Origin of the sequence: Streptomyces griseochromogenes, from assembly GCF_001542625.1 — a bacterium.
GTDB lineage: Bacteria > Actinomycetota > Actinomycetes > Streptomycetales > Streptomycetaceae > Streptomyces > Streptomyces griseochromogenes.
This window is the reverse complement of record NZ_CP016279.1, coordinates 5341108-5360908: the sequence shown is the minus strand read 5'-3', so window position 1 is coordinate 5360908 and position 19801 is coordinate 5341108. Positions and strand designations below refer to the sequence as shown.

8 protein-coding genes and 3 pseudogenes are annotated in these 19801 nt (G+C 66.3%); 3 read left to right on the top strand and 8 right to left on the bottom strand.

Going from position 1 to position 19801, the window contains the following annotated elements; genetic code table 11:
• Window positions 1-30: 30 nt before the first annotated feature.
• Window positions 31-273: pseudogene (locus tag AVL59_RS54710) on the top strand (transposase family protein); the annotation flags it as partial.
• A 247-nt stretch (window positions 274-520) separates the two neighbouring features.
• Here AVL59_RS54710 and AVL59_RS54705 read toward each other — a convergent pair.
• From AVL59_RS54705 to AVL59_RS22815, 4 genes and pseudogenes are all read right to left on the bottom strand, one after another.
• A pseudogene (locus AVL59_RS54705) lies at window positions 521-801 on the bottom strand (NF041680 family putative transposase); the annotation flags it as partial.
• 152 nt (window positions 802-953) lie between these two features.
• Window positions 954-1253, bottom strand: coding sequence for a hypothetical protein (locus AVL59_RS22825; RefSeq protein ID WP_067307474.1), 300 nt, complete (start codon window positions 1251-1253; stop codon window positions 954-956).
• A 317-nt stretch (window positions 1254-1570) separates the two neighbouring features.
• On the bottom strand, window positions 1571-2092 hold the full coding sequence (locus AVL59_RS22820; protein WP_159400021.1) for a hypothetical protein: 522 nt from the start codon (window positions 2090-2092) through the stop codon (window positions 1571-1573).
• Between the two features lie 89 nt (window positions 2093-2181).
• A complete protein-coding gene (locus AVL59_RS22815) occupies window positions 2182-3414 on the bottom strand; it encodes a NucA/NucB deoxyribonuclease domain-containing protein (RefSeq protein ID WP_159400020.1) in 1233 nt (410 codons plus the stop codon).
• A 535-nt stretch (window positions 3415-3949) separates the two neighbouring features.
• Here AVL59_RS22815 and AVL59_RS22810 point away from each other — a divergent pair.
• A complete protein-coding gene (locus AVL59_RS22810) occupies window positions 3950-4459 on the top strand; it encodes a hypothetical protein (RefSeq protein ID WP_208870428.1) in 510 nt (169 codons plus the stop codon).
• 325 nt (window positions 4460-4784) lie between these two features.
• Here the strand turns inward: AVL59_RS22810 and AVL59_RS22805 are convergent.
• The 4 genes and pseudogenes from AVL59_RS22805 to AVL59_RS22795 all read right to left on the bottom strand — a co-directional run.
• A pseudogene (locus AVL59_RS22805) lies at window positions 4785-5228 on the bottom strand (IS5 family transposase); the annotation flags it as partial.
• A 233-nt stretch (window positions 5229-5461) separates the two neighbouring features.
• Window positions 5462-5632: a LexA family protein gene (locus tag AVL59_RS51555; RefSeq protein WP_107407379.1), complete on the bottom strand. Its 171-nt coding sequence runs from the start codon at window positions 5630-5632 to the stop codon at window positions 5462-5464.
• Between the two features lie 173 nt (window positions 5633-5805).
• Window positions 5806-6066 (bottom strand): hypothetical protein, encoded by a 261-nt coding sequence (locus AVL59_RS22800; RefSeq protein ID WP_067307467.1) that lies wholly within the window; start codon window positions 6064-6066, stop codon window positions 5806-5808.
• Window positions 6063-13070 (bottom strand): polymorphic toxin-type HINT domain-containing protein, encoded by a 7008-nt coding sequence (locus AVL59_RS22795; protein WP_159400019.1) that lies wholly within the window; start codon window positions 13068-13070, stop codon window positions 6063-6065. Before AVL59_RS22795 ends, AVL59_RS22800 begins: the two co-directional genes overlap by 4 nt.
• A gap of 652 nt (window positions 13071-13722) precedes the next feature.
• Between AVL59_RS22795 and AVL59_RS54700 the strand changes: the two genes are divergently transcribed.
• Window positions 13723-19635 carry a LamG-like jellyroll fold domain-containing protein gene (locus AVL59_RS54700; protein ID WP_067307461.1) on the top strand — a complete coding sequence of 1971 codons (5913 nt, stop codon included), beginning with the start codon at window positions 13723-13725 and terminating at the stop codon, window positions 19633-19635.
• Window positions 19636-19801: the final 166 nt, after the last annotated feature.

Below are 19801 nucleotides of genomic sequence, written 5' to 3'. Positions count from 1 at the left end.
GGTGGACAGCGTGGTCGACAGTGCTGCGCCGTGAACGAAGTACGGCCGCAGCTCGAAGAGTTGCTGTTCTCCTCCGTGGAGGACGTGTCTGTGGGATCAGTCCAGAGGGCTGAAACGATCGTCCGGGTTGAGGCTCGGAGCACGGCCCGACAGGCGGCCTGCCCGGGGTGCGGGTGCCGGTCGGGGCGAGTACACGGCTCCTATCTGCGGTTTCCGCGTGATCTACCAACGGCAGGCCATTGTGTCGTGGTGGTGTTGAGAGTACGGCGGTTCGTCTGCACGGAGGCGTCCTGTCCGCGCAAGACCTCCGTTGAGCAGGTGCCGGAGCTCACCCGGCGGTTCGGCCGACGAACGGAACGGCTGCGATCGACTCTCATCTCGGTCGGTCTCGCGCCAGCGGGTCGGGCCGGGGCTCGAATGGCGGACGCCTTCGGAGCGCCGGTGAGCCGGAACACCCTGTTGAGACTGATCACTTCGCTCCCGGAGCCGCCCACCGTCACGCCCAGGGTGGTCGGCGTACCGAGGACCACAGCCAGACCGGCGGCGCGTCGCGGTCGCCCAGCAGATGGTCGACCTCGATTCGAGTCGGATCAACGTGCCCTCGATGATGGGGAGTTCACCGTCGTGGTCGATCCAGGCGGAACGCTGCTGCAGCTCGGGGTGGAGCCGGTCCCACGCACGTACTTCGGCCTTGCCGTAGCGGGGTGTGTCGTTCACCGTCACCACCAACCGCTCCGTCCAGGCCTGCGGCCTGGCCAGACTGAACTCCTTGCCGTGCCTGGGCGGCCGGCCACCCTTGGGCTGGTGGACGCTCGACCGGAGATGTCCGATCGATTAGTGAAGAGTCTTCCTGATCACGGCAGTTGGCGGAATTGGATCTTCGTGCATCGTCCCTTCGGACAGGTCCCCGTCCAGCTTGCACGAAGAGAACCTTCCGGCTGCGACCGCCCCGCTCACAGAGGGAAGGAGTCGTGCTGGAGAACACCGGTGACGATGCCGTAGATGGCAAGGAGCGCGAAGATGACAGGCGCGCCCTGTGGAGGCTTGGCCCTGCGGGCACCGCTCCAGAGGAGCATGAGAGCGGGCGGAACCCATCCCGCGAGGTAGATCCACCAGGCGTAGCGATCCCAGCCGGGATGCTTGAGCACGGAGAACTGGACGAAGGACGCCGCGATGAACAGCCCGGGGGACATCCACAGGTTGTCAGATATGACTTGCGCGACAGGCTTCTTGCCGCTCTGCTCGGTCAGCAACTTCTCTCCTGAAACGGGTGGGCCCCACCGGCAGACAGCCGAGGGGGGCCAACACTTTACGAGATGTGCATAGTTCAGAACACGAGGTCACGCAGGTACTCGTAGACGCCGTACTGGATCTCGCCGCTGACGACCCACAGAGCCCACCGGATCGGGTCCAACGCGAGAGGCCGAACGCCGCTATCACAGGTGCCAGCTGCGCTGCCTGAAGGGTCACTTCTCCGGCGCAGACCGCGGTGTGCAGCTTCGTCTCAACTGGGTATTTTTTGTTGTTGATGTTCGCCACCAGCCGCAAAGTGGCGGCGTGATCAGGCGCGCTACTGCGGCTTACGGAAGCCCCGAGCATCTTCCCTCAGCCAGCGCAATCCACCCTCCGGGGCCGGCCACATGTCGATGCGGTGCCGCTCCGTCAGCTCGTGCCCGTCCTCTCCATACGCCACCGACAGAGAGTCGTCAGCGCCCTTCACCGACAGCCTCACCCGCCAGTTGCACTCATCGCCGTAGCCCGGCCACGGCAGATCGAACTCGTGCAACTGCCCGTCCAGGTTGCTCAGCTGAACGTACGACTCTGCCTGGAGATCGCCCTCCACGATCTCGTCCCAGCCCTCCCCGTCCAGCTCCGGTTCGCTTTCGTGGACCCGCACCACGGCTGGAATGTCACCGTGCTGCACACCCGTCCTGATCACGAGCCCCGGATGCTCCTCGCTGGCTTCCAGCACCGCCACCCGCCCGTTGTCCCGCTGCCGCCCCGCCCCCCTCGGAACCTCTCCCGGCTCGGGCTCGCTCCCGGTGATCCAGTAGTGCACGTAAGCGGCGTGGAGCGTCATCTCTTGCTGCATCGCAGGCATCCCCGAATCGTCGGCAGAAGGTGTGGCAAACGTACCGGCCCCCACACGGATGCGTGGGGGCCAGCTTCAGCGTCGTCGGGTCAGCGAACGATGGCAACCTGGAACGGGTCCTTGTTCAAGATCCGGTTGACTGTGTAGAACTTGTTCAGGTCCCGCCCGGCGTCCGTGTTCTGCGTCTCGTTCACCATGCGGCGGCTGAACCTGCCCAGCAGCGCACCGCCCTGGTAGGTGCTCGCGAACGCGTACTCGTCACATGACTTCCCGGCTGGACGCGGAAGGCTGTCCGGGCAGGACGTGCGCCGGTTCCGCCGGATCTGCCTGTCATCATACAGCCGCTGGAGCACCGTCCGGCCGCCGTACGCGCCGGGAAGCCCGGATGCCTGCGCGTCCTTGATGTGCTTCGCGACCTCCTTCACGTACCCGGACAGTGAGTACTGGATCACGTTCTTCGACTGCGGGAAGACGCACCCGTACGACCTCGGGTAGCCCTTCAGTGCGTTGTCGCAGCGCACCACCGGAGCGGGGAACGACACCGGGTTGCTCGGCGTTGCACCCGGCACCGTGAAGATCCACTTCGGTGTCGCTCCGCTCGCAAGGATCTTCCCCCTGCCGACCTTGCTCGTGAAGGTGAAGTTCGCCGACGCCTTGCCGCTCGCACCGAGCGGTTGCGACGGGATGTTCCCGCGCGTCGTCGCGTTGCTTGCGGAGGCACTGCCCGAGATCACCGCACCAGCGGCAGCGCCGGACACGCTGTTCCGGGTGAAGTGCAGGCTGTACGGGAACGCCTTCGACCCAGTGCGGGAGGTCACGTCACCGTGGACGGTGTACGTCATCTTCCCCAGCTCCCTGCCGGTACGCGCATCGAGCACCCGGAAGATGCCGGTGGCGTTCGCGCACGCGTGGAAGCGGCTGATCAGCCACGCGTTCCGCACGAGGGAACACGAGGTGGTTGCCTGCGGGCTGGCGCTGAAGCTGTTCACGAGGGCGACACGGTCACCGTTGGCGCGTGCCTTCGTGAGGGCTAGCTGGACGACGTCGGCCTTGGCGCCCACGGGCTGCGTGACCGACGTTGTCACCGTGGTGGTGACGGGACTGCTGCTCTGCGGAACGGCGTTGGCCGATCCGGTCAGAGAGCCGGCCGCGGTGGCGGCGATGGCTGCTCCGGCGGCAGCGAGGCGAATGAGCCTGGAGCGCGTGCTGTGCGTTCTCTGCAAGGCTTGTTTCCCCCTCCGAAGCAATTCCCAGTCCGCCCTGATGACGGTCCGGTGCGGCTTCAGAACATGATCGAGGCTATGCGTCAGCAGATCGAACAAGGAAGCGAATTAGTGGCTTTGGCCTACTCTTTTCGGTGTGGCCGGTTCCCCACCTTCGATCGGGCGCCCGCAGCGCCCTGGACACCCTCAACGGCACGGACACAACCCGAACTCCGAATGAGGCACGGCCCAATGGGCCACCGAGACGTGCGCCCTGCGGGAGGCTTGACGGCCTTCGGCGTCATCGTCCCCGAATGCCTCCCGGCGAGCCGGGGGTTGAGGAACACCTGCGCCGGATCGTGCGGCAGCGGTAGATCAGTTTGCGAAAGCGCCTCGATCCGAAGTGCCTGTCCGGTGACCGCTCCCGGCATCGTCGACCTTGACGGCCCCATCACCTGGCCGGCCAACCTCGCCGAACTCGCCCTCGTCACCCCTAAGAGCTCGTAGCAAGATCTTGCCGAGGTACACGGTGTGGCTGAGCGCTTCAGGTGGCACTCAAGCCATGCCGGTGGCACTTTGAGGCACTGGCTCCGCACGCGATGCTGGCCAGAAGAGCGGACACGGCTAGAGACGGCCAGTTGAAGGGGCGGGGAGCGTGGGTGCGAGCGAGGAACGGGAGTGCTGGGCGTTGCTGTCCGGAGTCGGGCTGGGGCCACTGCGGTTCGGGATGAGCCCGGCCGAAGTGGCCAGCGCGCTCCAGGTCTCTGAGCCGCAGGAGCAGGTGGGCGGCCCGTACGGGCAGGAAGACTTCGCCGACGGGGTGAAGGTGTTCTACGACGCGGGCAAGCTGGCTTGCATTGCGCTGGATGCTGTCACGGGTCCACAGGTCTTGCTTGCGGGCTTTGCGCTGGCCGGCCGCGAGCCGGAGCAGGCGCACCAGTTCCTCCTTGACTACGCCGCCGAGCATGGGAGCTGCCTGCTGTACACCCTCGATGGCTCCCTCTCCCTCACCGATCTGGGGCTTCTTCTGCGTTCGCAGGAGGTGGGGGACGTACGCCTGTCACGTCCGGTCCTTGTGATGGAGGAGTGGTTGGAATCGGAGTACTACCGCGACCGACTGCCGTTGGAAGGTGCTCCGGCCACGGGCGAATCGCCCTGGCTGTAGTAGTGCGCGTGCTGCTGACGCAGGAGGGCTGAGCACTGGGGCCGGCGAGCGGTGCCAGGCTGAACTGCTCAGCCACAGCGGGTCGGGCGTAACCGGTGGGACCATTCGGCCGTTCGGGCGGGTGTGCCTGTTTGGCCGGTGGCGTCGTCAGCGATCCTGGCCCGGGCGACCAGCGTGCCGTCGGCGTCGACGAGGGCAACGTCATGATGGTCGCCGGCCCACTTGGCGACCCCCGCTGAACGGGACCTCGCCAACGTCCTCAGCAGCCTCCAGCGCGCCTCCGGACTCAGCCTCAGAGCCCTGGCCACCCGCACCGGGCTCTCCGCAGGCCACCTCTCGCGCCTAATGTCTGGTGAATGGTGGCAGGAGCTTCGCCCTTGCTGCGGCAGGCGGCGCCGGTGTCCTTCTCTGGCCGGGCCGTATTCGTGGCGTGCTGGTGGGCCCCGTTGATTGTCGAGTCGACCGAGACGGTCCAGTCGATTCCGTCGGCCGAGTCCGCCTGGGCGGTCAGCTGGACCAGAACCGTGTCCCAGATACCGTCAGCCGCCCACCTGCGATGGCGCTTCCATACCGTCTGCCAGGGACCGAACCCTTCGCGGGGCAGATCTCTCCAGGGGATTCCGGTGCGGTACCGGTAGATGATCCCTTCGATGATGCGACGGAGGTCGGCGAACGGACGCCCTGCCTTTCCGGCGTTGTGGGGAAGGCAGGGCGCCAGGCGTGCCCACTGCTGGTCGGCCAGCAGGCGCATGCGCCCGCTCGTGGTCACCGAGGCTGATAGCGGTGGCCAGCACAGAGACGGTGGCCTGATCGGGCAGGAGGCCGTCACCGTATCGCCGACGTCCTCATCGATCAGAGTGACGCGGGCTCCGGGCATAGCGCCCCCGTACAGGCCAACCTAGTCGCGGAACTTGGCGCGGCCGACCTCGTCACTCCCCAACCAGCCGTGCCGCACCGGCCCCCCGGGCATGGCGAGCAACAGGTGGTAGCAAGCCGGACTGATCATGCGAGCCGGATCCCTCTCGCCCGGCCCGACTCGCGGATGATCGCCTGCTTCGTCTCCAGCTCGACCAGCTGGTAATTCACGGAGACCCGGCTCCGCATGCCGACCGCACCCCCGATCTCCCACACCGTCGCGGGCGACCGCGGCCGTGCCGGCCACGGCAAGGGCATGCGCGCGGTGCTTCACTCCGATTTCGCCGTCGGTCTAGCCGACTACTGGCTGACTCAGGCGACGAACCACCGCTCTGCGCAGCCCCACGAAGGCGCGGTCCACCGACGTTGCCGTCAGAGACCCCAGCAGCCCCAAATGAAACAAATCCGGTGCAACTTCTCGTTCAAAAGGGTCACTCTTCTTCGTCAACCAATCCGAAATTATCGGGAAACTCCAGCAGTGCTTGCCTGCGTTGAGTCGAGCTCTCACCATCGGCCAATGATTGGACGATCCTGACGACGTTTTCCCGCTCCCCATCGGACAATTCGTCGAGCGTGGCCATCACATCCTCGAAAGCCGACGAGGCGAAATCCGAGTCCACCGTTTCTTCGTCACTTAGATCAATCGAAATGATCAAATTGACAAGTGCCTTAACGATGACCTGATCTGTCATGGAGCAACCACCTGAACATCGATGTTAGTGATCCCTAGTCGCGCAAACATCCTGGTTGCACGATTGAAGGCGCGCTGGTTGGCAACTTCCCATAGCCCCGTATAGCCGTTTTGTTCGAGAGCCATGGACTGGTTGATCACAGTGCGCTGGGTCTTCTCTGCAGTCGCGACACCGTACTTGCGGTCGATCATGACCCCATTCTTTTCGTCGAACCCGTCGAACTTCACTTGGCGCGTGTCGCCTTCCAGGTTGACGTAGTCCAGGGCAGGAACTTCCCGCTTCTGGTTCGAGATTCTGGACCTTGCCCCTTGCGCCCCATCTTCGTAATCCTGGGCAGGCCCAGTCCGTGTCGGTTCGCTAACCCAGTCAACGTCACCGTCACAGTTGTGAACCAAGATCGGCGTGGGCCCCGCCAGCACATAGTACGTGTGAAGTTGCTGAACGGTGAGGTTGTACATGTCGGCTGCGCCGCGGCGCACCCGGACGGTGAGGATACGGACGTGCCCGTTCGTGGCGGTCTCCAAGACGTGATGTGTCTTGAGCAGACCCGCCGGGACCCAGGTGTGGTCCGTGTCGTCCCAGAAGGGATGGTGGGAGGTGGTGTGAATGGTCTGGGAGTGGCCGGGTGCCGTCTGAACTGTGAGGTCGATGAGGTCCTTGTCGTGGTTGACGAACCTGGCAAGGACCTTGCGGGGACCCTGGTGTTTGCCGTTGTGGGGATCGGCGGCTTCGACGGTGTCGCCCGCCTTGATCTTGGCTATCGGCTTCGTCTTGCCGTGGGCCATGAGTACACGCGTGGTGGGGGTGAAGCTGCACCGGGAGGGCTCGACGGGCTCCACGCCTTCGGGTGCCCCGCTGAAGATGGAATTGACTGAGTTCCCAAGGCTCGTGGCTCCGCTCACGCATTCCGGGCCGATGATGATCGCCCCTTCGATGCATGCTGCTCCAGTGGGAACTGCGGCGATGAGGCCCCCGGCGACCATGGCTACCATCTCGAAGTCATGGATCTTCTGAGCGACTGTCTCGGCTCTGGCCGCCTTCTGGACGGCATGCCAGCGGTCCGGGTTCTCGAAGCAGGCACGGTTGCAGGTCTGCATCGTGTTCCCCGTGACGCTCCCGTCATGGTGCGTGCCGCTGGACGTCGATGTGTCGTCACCGCAATGGGTGGCGCAGCCACCGTTCATGTCCGGCAGGAAGAGGCCACTGGGATCGCTTTGCGTGACGGGGTTGTCGGCGGCGTAGGTGTAGCCGCCGAGTTGCTGGGGACTGGTGGCTTCGAAGACGGGGTCGATGCTGATGAAGCGGCCGAGGGTGGGGTCGTATTTGCGGGCTCCGATGTCGGTGTAGCCGGTGCTCGTGTCCTGGGGTTTGCCTAGGTAGGAGTGGGTGGGGTCGGGCCAGGCGGTGGTGTTGGCGGTGGCTCGTGGCTGTCCGTAGGGGGTGTACTGCTGGCGGGCGACCTGCTGGGTGGTGGTGTCCATTGCGAGGGTCGCGGTGCTGTGGGCGTCGTTGAACAGGTACTTCAGTCCGCCGCCTGTGAGGCTGGAGCGGACTGCCACCGCGCTCCCCGAGCCGCCGTGGCTGTATGTGCGGACGGCGCCTAGCAGAACGTTGGGGGTGACGCTCGTGTTGACGACGATCTCGGTGTCGCCGGCGAAGAAGGTGGTCCGGCCGGGGTCGCGGCGAATGAGCTGATTGCCGTCGGCGTCATACAGGTACTTGGTGGTCGACGGGCTGGAGCCGTCTGTGTCCACCTGCGTCAAGTGATTCTCGTCGTCCCAGGTCAGGGTCTGGCCCGGGCCGGTGGTGGGGGTGCGGGTGCGGAGGTTGCCGTCTTCGTCGTAGCCGAAGGCGGTCGGGTTGGTGCCGCCGGTGGTGGCAGTCAGGGTGTGGGGCTGGGCACCGGTGCGGTTGCATTGGGCGGTGCAGCCGTTGGTGTAGGTGGTGGTGGCGGTGGTGCCCGAGCTGCCGATCGCGTGGTCGACAGTCTGTTTGCGGTTGCCGATGGCGTCGTAGCTGAAGGACTGCCAGTAGGAGCCGGCCGTCGTGGTCAGGGTGCCGGTCGTGGGCTGGTTGGCGGCGCAGTTGTCGTTGGCGGTCCAGGCGTCGGTGAGCCGGTCGAGGGCGTCGTAGCCGTAGCACTGCTGGTCGGTGACGGTGTTGCCGGTCTCCGACTGCTGGTCAGTGGTGGAGGTGGGGTTGCCGGCAGCGTCGTAGGTGTACTTGGTGTCATCGACCGTGGGGCCGGGTGCCTGGGTACGGCTGATGAGGCGGTCGGTCAGCCGGCGGGTCTGGTCGTCGTAGCTGTAGGTGGCCCAGGCCGGGTTGGTGGAGGCCCCCAGGGTGAGCTGGGAGGGTTCACCGTAGTTCGTGTACACGGTGGCGCCGACATAGATGTTGCCGCTGCTGCCCGTCGTCGTGGGGTTGCCCAGCGTGTCACGGCCGTAGGTGATGGTCTCGCTGTTCAGTCCCTGGGTGCGCGGGTCTGTCTGTGTTTTCAGCAGCTGGTCGTTGATGCTGTAGGTGGAGGTCGTGGTGTACGTCGATGACAGTGGTGCCTCGGATGCCGGCAGGGAGATCTTCGTTCCGGTGGGCTTGCCGAGGACGGTGTAGCCGGTGGCCGCGACCGTGTAGCCGCCGGTCACGCCCTGGACGTAGCGGGTGGAGGAAGTCTGCAGGCCGATGCGCAGGGTGTCGTAGGTCCAAGAGGCAAATTGGAAGTTGGACTTGGACTTGTCTGTGCCGGTGAGCTTGCGTCCCAGCAGGTCGTAGGTGTAGTCGAGTTCGATCTGCTTGGCGTCGGTGGTGGAGGTCAGGTTGCCGGCGTCGTCGTATCCGTAGCTGCTGCCGCCTGCGTCCGGGTCGGTCTGGGAGGTCTTGCGGCCGAGCAGGTCGTAGTCGAACCTCCACTCCGTCTTGTCGGGGCCCGTGACCTGGTGCTGCTGTCCTGCGGCGGTGTAGCCGTAGGTGGTGGCCGAGGTGGTGCCGCCCGTCGTGGTGAAGCCGCTGGATGCGGTGCCGGAGACGGTGGGTGCGGCTGTGTATTGGTCGAGTTCGGTGGTCTGGCCGCGGGCGTCGACGACCGTGGTCGTGGCCACCGCGCCCTTGGGTGGCAGGACGGTGGTCTTGTCCCCGGTGTAGGCGGTGGTCGTGGTCCAGGTCTTGACCCCGTCGTGCTCCTCGGTGACCAGGTCGGCCCGGCCCTGCCCGTCGTAGTCGGTGACGGTGGTGTCGGGGATAGAGACCTGCGAGACGGAGATCAGCTTGCTGCTGGGGCTGCCGGCCACGTTGTAGGCGTTGTTGGTGGCAACTGTCCAGCCGTGTGAGTCGTACTGCGTGTCCGAGACCGTCGTGCTGGAGTTCTCCGCCGTCGCCTGTACCTGCAGCGGCCGCAACAACGCGTCGTACAGGGTCTCGCTGGTCTTGTAACTTCCGTTGTCCAGAAGTGTGTTGGATGCCACGATCGAGGGTGCCGACTTAGACAGGCTGTAGGTGTAGCTCATGTTCGCCGGCGCGCTGTTGGCTTTGATCTCGTTCGGCAGCCACACGGCGGTCATTCGGCCGAGTGCGTCGTATGTGAGTGAGGTGAGCAGGCCGGCCGCGTCCGTCTTGGCGGTGGGCAGGGCGCGGGCCGGGTCCAGGGTGTTGCCGGCGAGCTGGCAGTCCTTGGAGGACACGGTGACCGTGGAGCAGTTCACGCCGGGCGCGACCTGGGTGATGGTCGTGCTGCTGGTGGGGAGTTCTCCGCTTGCGGGGGTGTAGGAGGTGAAGACGGTCTGGGCGAGGCTCTTGCCGTCGGGGGACGTGGACTTGGGGGTGCGGGTGGCCTTGGTTACGCGGCCGTAGGAGTCGTACCGGGTGGCGGCCTGGTCGACGAACGCGGTCGCGGTCGCGCCACTGGCGGCCGATGCCTTCTGGACCAGGGTCGCGTCACCGGTCTTGGGCAGAGTCGGGTTCTGCTGCCCATCCCCGTCGTAGGCGAAGGCGTTGGTGTCGTAGGAGGTGCGGGTGTCGGAGATCAGCGTGCCGCTGGGCGTGGCCCCGGCGCTGGAGCAGTCCTGGGCCGTGGTGATGGTCTCGGCGGACAGCACCAGAGTGTCCGGAGTGCCGGTGAGGTAGCGGGTGTAGGTGCACTTGGCGACGTTGTCGCTGTCGGCACTCTCACCCCGGTCGTCGGCCTGCACCGCCATACCGGTGGTCGACTTGCCCAGTGTCGTGTTGTAGAAGGTGTCGGTCTCGGTCTTGCGCCAGCCGTAGGAGACCGCCTGCCGGGTGAGCGACTTGGCGGTGCGGACCATCTGCGCCGTCAGGTCCGGCATGCCGCTGCGGTTGCGGGTAGCGGTGGGTCCGATGATCTTGGGCACGGTGACGACGGCCTTGTCCAGGCCGCCGCCGGAGGCAGTGTAGGTATCGGTCTCGAAGACCTGCCCGGCCAGCGCGTCGTCGTCGGCGACAGTGGCGGTGGTGCCGTCCTGACTGGTCAGGTCGGGCACCGAGCGCGTCTTGCCGCCGGGCAGGGTGTCGCCGTTCATGCCCAGGAAGTAGTACGTCTTCGTCAGCGTCTTCTGGTCGTGGACCTTGGCGCCGTTGGTGTAGTGGAAGACGTTCGTGTCACCGGTGGTGGCATCCACCTCTGGGTAGCCGCGGAACTGTCCCCAGGTGCGGTTCTTGGCCTTGACGACCTCGTTGTCGTCGTAGTGCCAGCCCGGCTTGCCCTTGTAGGTGTAATCCGTCTCCAGCTCCGGCTGGGTGCCGTCCTGGTAGGAGTTGTGCGGGTCTTGTGTGACGACCGAGGCGACCTTGTACTTGTAGAACCAGTCCATCCACGGCGCCGGCTGACCATAGGGGGTCCAGTACACCGGGAAGCACGACAGGGTGTTGGTGGAGGCGAACGTCTTAGCCGCCGCGTCCGTGGGATCGTTCGGGTCGCTGGCCGGGGCGCTGGAGCATTCGGGCCGGTCGTAGGTGACGGTAGTCTGGGCGCCGGTCTCGCTGGTGACCGTCTGGATGCGGTCGTGGTACATCAGCGGCATCTGCGGGATCGTGCCGACCCGGTTGGGTAGCTGCAGCGGCGGGTCGAAGCTCACCGCCGGCATCGAGGCACTGCCCGACGCGCCACCCAACGTGTCCAGGCCGGTGCGCTGTACCGAGTCCAGCCACAGCGTGGGGGCATGGTCGCCGCCGTCGGGAAAGGACTGAGTGAAGCTGTACTTGTCGACCTGCTTGGTCGCCCCGCCGGTCTGGATCTGAGTCGTGATGGACGTCAGGCGTTTGCGGGACCAGAAGCTCGGCCCGTGGTTGGTGCAGCTCTTGCCCGAGGCGCAGTTCAAGTCCACCGGCACGTCCGGCCAGTAGGCGGCGTTGGCCGCGGTGAACTGGCTGTCTGCGCACGTGTTGCCCGACGGCGTGCCCGGGATGCAGCGCTCGGCGGTGTCGAAGAGGATCTGCTCCGGTGCGGTGCCCGAGTAGATCGTCGAGGAGGTCATGCCGTAGTCGATCCGGGACAGGGTGCCGCCGCGGGTGTAGGCGACCGCGGTGTCCTTCATGTCTGCGCCGTAGTAGCCGGTCTCCGGGCTGTAGTACCAGGCGGTGGCGTTGCCGTGGGTGTCGACGGCGTAGTCCAGGTTGAACCGGTAGCCGAGCGTGCAGGAGGTGGAGGCGAAGTCCGTGCTGTCCGGGCACGCCGATACACCGCTGTGCGCGTGGTAGACCGGCATGGTCCACACGGACTTCGTCTCGTCCTTGCCGCTGGACCAACCCGGCAGCCGGTTGAGGCCGAAGAAGTACTGCACACCGTTCTCGGTGACCTTGAAGTACTCGCCGTTGTCGGTGTTGTTCTTGGCGCTGGTCAGGTTCTCGATCTTGGTGGTCGAGTCGTCGTCGGCGGGATGGAAGGTCTTGGTGGCGTCGTCGTAGACGATGTCGGTGGACTTGCCGTTCAGCGACAGGGTGAGGATCTGCCCCGCCCAGCACTGGTCCCCGTCGTTCTTGGGCGCGCCCGCGGACGAGTCGCCGTTGCACGACTTGTAGGTGCGCTCGATGTAGTTCTCGGTCGAGTTCCAGCCGTCACCGAGCCAGGAGGACTGGTTGTTCGTCCCTTCCGTGCGCGCGTCCTGACTGGAGGAGTCGTACGACAGGTCTACCTTCGGCGCCGCTCCACCGATGGCCGCGGGGACCGTGATCGGGTAGCTGTAGGTGAAGGAGCCGGCGTTGCCCGTGGTGGACCAGGAGCCGCCGGGCGACAGACTGGTCGCCGAGTAGTCACCGGCGGAGCCCGAGGTGCCCGAGGTCGCGGCCATGACAACCGTCTGGCTGGGCGAAGTCGTTGCCGAGAGAGGAGAGAGGCTGGCTCCGGAAGCATTGGGGGCTGCCTCGGGTACGGAGACTTGGGCGGACAGTGGTGCACCAGGGGTCGCGCGCACCGGAGTCTGTGTCTGGCAGCGCGTCAGCTTGGGGATGGTCAGGGCGCACGCGGGCAGCTGGGCCAGGTGCAGACGGGAGGCGAACTCACCGCCGAAGGCGTAGCGGAACGAAGAGTCGTCCACCCGCAGTGCGACCTTTCCGCCCCCGGGGCTGGTGCGCTGCAGGGTGAAGAGCACACCGTGGACACCGGCGGCGCGCGCGGCCTTCTGGTCCAGCACGGCCACCCGCACGCGCTGTGTTTCGGTGACGGCGGTCCCCTGAGGCCGTGCGGTCGCGGCGGCACCGAGCAGGACGGGCGTGCTCCCGGCCCGCACTTGCGTCGCTTTGGCAGTCAGCCTCGTGGAAGCAGGAGCAACGGGCAGGGTGACCACGGCGCTGCCGGGCGCGGGAAGCTGGGCGTGCGTGGCGGGATTGAAGTGCTTGAACTCCTTGGGAGAGGAGCCCCGCTTCGGTCTGGCATGTGTGAAGGGGATCCGCTTGTCATGCGGAAGGGCCGGGGCCGACACGTGCCGCTTCTCCACAGTGGCAGCGGTGGCCATGCCGGAGGGAAGCAGGCCCACCAGCAAGGCGCCCGCCGTCACCACTGCTGTGCGATGAGCCCTCCGGGTCGCGCGCCTTGCCCGAACACGCTCCCACCCCGTTGTCCGCGCCATGCGGTGCGTCCCCCTCCTCGGTCCCGAAACGCCCAACTCTTCTGCTTGCGAAGCAGTTTGAGTGCACGCCGAAGGGGAGGCACAGTCGATCAAGCCCCCCACGAAAACTTCACGCTAGGTGCTGAATCCAACACAATATGTAAAGCATCTCCACATGAAGAGCAAAGAAATCACCCAGATTGGATCCCAAGTCAACCCGCATCCGTCAAAAACGGACCACCACGAGTACCAGGTCGATCAGTTGACGATGGACCCCCGCATCCGTCGGCCCTGAGAATGCACAGCGGCGCGGAGCCCACGGGGGGAACCGCCTGAACTGCGAAGGATCCGAACTTCAATGTCCGCCTCTCGCACACCCAGACGTGGGCCCAGACGCTCCGCGCCGAGGTCGGTCGCCACCGTTCTCGCCATAGTCATGGCCGCCGGGTCACCGGCCGCCATGGCACCTGCCCATGCGGCATCCGGCGCTCCTGCTCCATCGCCCGAGCACTCCGCAGCAAGCGATGGCCAATCGTCAGCCGACAGGCGGCTCAACCCCACAGAGTCGGCGTCCGCCCAGGCCAAGGCAACCGGCAAGCCGGTGACAGTCGATCAGCTCACCGACACCGGCACGCTGGTAGTGGCCAACCCGGACGGCACGTTCACCCGCACCGACTCCTCGATGCCGCAGCGCACCCTGCAGCACAGGAAGTGGGTACCGATCGACACCACGCTCGTGCGACAGGCGGACGGGACCTGGGCGCCCAAGGCCGCCGTCACAAATGTGGCATTCTCCGGCGGCGGCTCCGGTGCTCTGGTCACGATGCGGAGCGGCGACGACAAGCTGGGCTTTTCCTGGCCGGACGCGCTACCCACGCCGGTGGTATCTGGTGATACCGCCACCTACCCAGATGTGCTACCCCAGGTCGACCTGCAACTGACCGCGGACGCCTCCGGCTACTCCTCGATCCTCGTGGTCAAGTCCCCCAAGGCGGCGGCCGATCCACGCCTGCGGAGCCTTGCGCTCAGCACCACCTCGGCCAATCTGAAGCTGGCTGCCACCCGCGATGGTGGTGCGCAGGCCACGGACAAGCGCACAGGTGAGACGGTGTTCCACAGTGACACCGCGCTGATGTGGGACAGTGCTGGCCAGAAGGCCACGAGCCTCACGCACACCGCGACCACCTCCTCCGCCCGTGCCGAGCACAAGGCGGCGGCCAAGGTCGGCACACACCGCGCCCAGGTCCGGGTGAGCCTCAAGCCTGGCAGACAACTGCTGGACCTGGACAAGAAGTTGCTCACCTCCAAGAGCACCTCCTACCCGGTCTACATCGACCCCGAGTGGAGCGGCAGGCCCTCCCAGCTGGACTGGGCGCGGATCTCCGACAACGGATGGAACGTCTACAACTCGACGTCCACCACGGGTGCCACCAATGCCCGTGAGGGTTGGGACAACAATCCTCCCGGCAACGGCGAACGGGCCCGCACCTACTACCAGATGAACACCAGCGGCATCAAAGGCGCTGTGGTCACCCACGCCTCGCTATACGTGAAGCAGCTCTCCGCCGCCTCCTGCGACGACACCCCAGCCGCCGTCTACGGCACCGACCGTCCCGCCGGATGGGGCTCCTCCTCGCTGTACTGGGGCCACGAGCCCGACGGACGTACCGGCTCGCTAGGCACCAACCCCAAGAGCCACGAGGCGGGCACCTGTCCTGTCACCGATGGCGCCCACTCCTCGGTCAGCCCGCCGTCGCTCGAGTTCGACGTGACCTCGCGTGCGCAGAGCGCGGCGGCCGGCGGCTGGAAGAGTATGACGCTGATGGTCCAGTCCCCCGACATGAACGACCCTCACCAGTGGAAGCAGCTCGCCTACGGCGGCGGCGCCACCATGTCGGTCACCTACAGCTACCGGCCCAAGCTCAAGAACGGCACCGGCACCCCCTCCATCAAGCCGTCTGCGGTGAGCATGGGCAAGACGATGACCACCACCCACACCCCGACGCTGTCCGCGCGAGCGGTCGACCCCGACCTGGCGGGCGGCAGTGAGCTGGTGCGCATCGAGTACAACGTCTACAACTCCTCCGGCACACTGGTGCATCAGGGCTTTGGCCCCAGCACGGACTCGAAGAAACGCGCCCGGTACAACACCAACGGCAGTGACTGGACCACGCCGAGCCTGCCGGACGGCACCTACACCTGGAAAGCCACCGCACAGAACGCGGCCGGCTACTGGGCCGGCACCGGCTCCGGCATCTGGACGAGGACACAGACCTTCACGGTCGACACCAGCGCACCACCGGCCCCGACGGTGACATCGAGTCAGTTCCCGGCCAGGCAGATAGGCTCTGCCTTCGGTGACAAGGGCACCTTCACTCTCAGCAACAACCACACCAACAACATCACCGGCTACCTGTTCTCTCTGGACGGCACGCTCGGCAACACGGTGTACAGCAGCAGCGTCGCCCACTGGACCACGAGCACGAAGATCGCGCAGGGCAAGGCGTACTACGTCGCCTCCGACAACGGCCCGGGCACCGGGACCTCGGTCATCAACGGCAGCGCCTCCCCCGCCTTCGCCCCCGGCCAGAGCGGACCGCACACCCTGTACGCCAAAGCCGTGGACCAGGCCGGCTCGACGTCCCTCACCCAGACGTCCTACGCCTTCTACGCCGGCACCAGCACCCCGACGTACGCCTACGGCGACAAGATGATCAGCGGCTGGACGGCGACCAACACCGACAACACGACCACCGCCGTGCCGAAGGCGACCACGACCACCAAGGGCGGTCAGCTGATCAGCCAGGCCGCCGGCAGCGGTTATGAGTTCGCTGACGGCTACCAGGCCTTTCTCGCCAGCAAGAGCAGCACCTCGAAGGTCGTCAGCGGTGACAGCGCGACGTTCAGCTTCGACATCCCCAAGGACGGCTCCTGGGGCTTCGGCGCCAATCTGACCAAGGCCAAGGACTACGGTATCTACCGTCTGGTCCTGGACGCGGGCAAGCCCACCGAGTCCACTCTGATCAGCGGCTTCGACGCCTACAGCTCCTACGTCACCACCCGGTTCGTCAACCTCGGGATCCCCAAGGACTCCAGCGGCCAGCTGCTCACCCTCAAGCAGGGTGTGCACACCCTGACCCTCACTCTGACCGGCAAGAACCCCAGCTCCACCGGCTACCAGGCCGGCATCGACGTGCTGCGGCTCGCGCCCGCGCTGTCCTGCACAATCAACGCCACCAGCAGCTGCCTGAACAACACCGCCACCAGCACCTTCACCACCACGACCAGCCCGGCCGACGCCGACGGCTCCGGCAACAGCATCAACTCCGCCGACCTGACCAGCACGGCCGGCTGGCAGAGCGGCAAGACAGTGACCGTAGACGGCGCCACCATCACGCTACCGAAGTTCGGCACCGGCACTTACGACAACATGCTGGCGTCCGGCCAGACCCTCACCGTTCCGAGCAGCGGTGCGACGAACACCGGTGGCGCTGTGGTCTTCCTCGCCTTCGCCACCGGCGGCGCAGCCAAGGGCGCCACCGGCACCATCACCTACGCCAAGAACAACTGCCTGGATCCCAACGGCGACCCCGCCAACCAGGAATACCAACTGGACACCGTGCCCGACTGGCTCAGCGGCCCCTCCTCCGCTACCTCGGTGCCCCTGGTCCACGAGAACCACAGCAACAACACCCAGACCAGTCCCAGCTCCGGTCCGAAGATCTACGCGATCAGCGTCCCGCTGGAATGCCCAGGCTCTGTCGTCAGCAGTATCTCCCTGCCGCTGTTCACCAACGGCGTCCAGGCCGGTCAGCCCTCCCTGCACGTCCTCGGAGTCGGTGTGCGGCCGTTGGCCGTCACCGGCAGCGGGTCGAGCGCCCAGCACTGGGTCGGCACCTGGTCCTCCGTCCAGGACACCGCTAAGGTGCAGCAGTCCGGCGGCAGCATCGCCACCGTCAACGGACAGACGCTGCGCATCCCGGCACACATCAGCATCGGCACCGATGACGGCAACGGGGTCCGCATCCACCTCTCCAACGCGATGGGCACCAGCCCGGTGGCCTTCGACGCGGCCTCCGTCGCCCTGCAGGACGGCACCGCGGGCGGCGCCACGACGGCCGCGGCACCGATACCGCTGACCTTCGGCGGCGCCACCACCGTCACCATCCCCGCGGGCGGCGACGTCACCAGCGACCCCGTGGCACTGGCCGTCGCGCAGCAGGCGACCGTGCTGGTCAGCCTGCAGGTGCACGGCTCACTGTCCGCCATGCCCGGCCATGCCACGGCCCAGACCCCCGTGTGGGTCAGCGACGCGGCCAACCGCACCGGTGACACCACGGCCGGCAAGTACACGCAGACGACGTACACCGGCCTGCCCTACCTGGCCGGCATCGACGTCACCACACCCACCACCGCCCCCACCGGCTCCCTGGTCCTCTACGGCGACCAGAGCGTCAACGGGGACACCGCGAGCGGCGACGGTCAGCACCACCTCAGCGACGCCATCACCGGCGCTCTCGCCGACGACCCCAACGGCGACAGCACCGTGGACTACGGCGTCCTCAACGCCGGCACCAACAGCAGCAGCCTGAACAACAACCTGCTGCCGCAGGGCACCTACAGCGACACCCCGACCAGCGCGCTCAATCCGCTGGACCGCAATGTCCTGGCCCAGGGCAACGTGCGCACCGTCCTCGTCTCCACCGGCGCCGCCAACCTGCTCAACTGCACGAGCGACGCCAACACCTGTGCCACGAACGTCGAGAACGGACTGTCCACGCTCAACAACGAGCTGAGTTCGTACTACGCCGACGACAGTCAGATTTATATCGACGGGAAGCCGGTGACCCAGGACTCCAACATCACCGTCTACCTCACCACCATCCCGCCGTTCACCGCCGCCCACCCGGGCACCGCGACGCAGGAGAGCGCACGCGAGCAGGTGAACAGCTACCTGCTGGAGGCTTTCCGGACGCAGGTCATCGACTTCGCGGCGGCGGTGTCTACGGACGGCACCGCCACGTCGTCGTCCGTGAAGGCGGGCGACCTTTCGGGTGGCAGCCCGTCCAACACGTACTACGCCGACCTCGCCAGCCGGTACCTGAGTGACACCAACACGCAGGTCGTCAGCACGGCGCCGAACCTGATCGTCCCGGTCGCCACCGACAGTGACACCCCCGACGACGAGTGGGAGCTGGCCTCCGACAGCACCGACCAACGCGGGGAAAACCCGTTCACCACAGTCGGAAAGGTGACCTTCAATGCGGCCGGACCCGATGCCGTCAACGCCCCTGCGGGCGCCACGTCCTTCGACGGCAGTACCGGTTTTCTGGAGAGCGACCACACGGCGATCAACACCCTCGCGGACTACACCGTCTCGGCGTGGGTGAAGCTCGACTCGGCAGCCGGTCCCGCCACCGCCATCTGCGAGGGAACCAGCCAGCACCAGGCGTTCTACATCGGATACGACAGCAGCAATAAGGGCTGGATGTTCCAGACCACGACAGCCAACGACGACAGCGCCGGCTTCCCGACCGCGGAAGGAGACACCAACACCGGAGCCTTGGGTACCTGGACGCACCTCCTCGTCACCTACACCGCTCCCGTGGACGGTGACTCCAGCACGGGTGCCATGTCGATCTACCAGAACGGCACCCTCATGGGCACCGCCACCAACCTCACTCCGCAGTACGACTCCTCCATGCCCCTGACCATCGGCGGCTGCGTCAACAGTCCTGACTCGACCACGCCGTACAACGCCTTCCCCGGCTCCGTCTCGGACGTCCAGGTCTACCCGTACGCCATGTCCGGCAGCGAGGCCGGCACGGGCAGCGTGATCGTGCCCTCCGGTTGGGACAAGGGCATGCCCGAGGACGAGTGGAAACTCGCCGCAGACGGCACCGACACCGCATCCCTCAACCCGCTCACCCCGTCCGGCAGCACCACCTTCAGCACGAACGCCCCGAGCGGGATGGCCGGCAGCGTCGCGTTCGACGGCAGCACCGGCTTCCTCAAGAGCAAACAGAGCGCAGTGAACACGCTCGGCGACTACACCGTGTCGGCCTGGGTCAAGATCAACTCTGCTCTCGGCACCACCGCGGTCTGCCAGGGCACCACGCAACACCAATCCTTCTACCTGTCCTACGACAAACCCAGTGGCGCCTGGATGTTCCAGACCAGCACCACCAACGATGAGAACTCCGACTTCCCCACCGCGGAAGGAGACGCCAACAGCGGCCCGGTCGGCACCTGGACCCACCTCGTCGCCACCTACCGGGCACCCGTCGCGGGAGCCTCCGGAACCGGCTCGATGGCCCTCTACCAGAACGGCACCCTGATGGGCACCGCCACCAACCTCAGCCCCCAGTACGACTCCTCCATGCCCCTGACCATCGGCGGCTGCGTCAACAGCGCCTCCACCACCACCCCATATCTGGCCTTCCCCGGCTCCGTCACAGACGTCCACGTCTACCCCCGAACACTGTCGGCCACCGAGGTCAGCGCACTCCACTGACCCCCACCCGCACCCCCTGGCCCTGCCACTCCCACCAGGAGCGGCAGGGCTCACCTCCATTCACCTCCGGGGGGGCACGGACGCCGGGCGCCCTTCTGGGCACGCACCACGCACCGCCGGGACGACAAACCGCTGAGAGAAACCGCGACAGTCCTCTGCCCCGGCT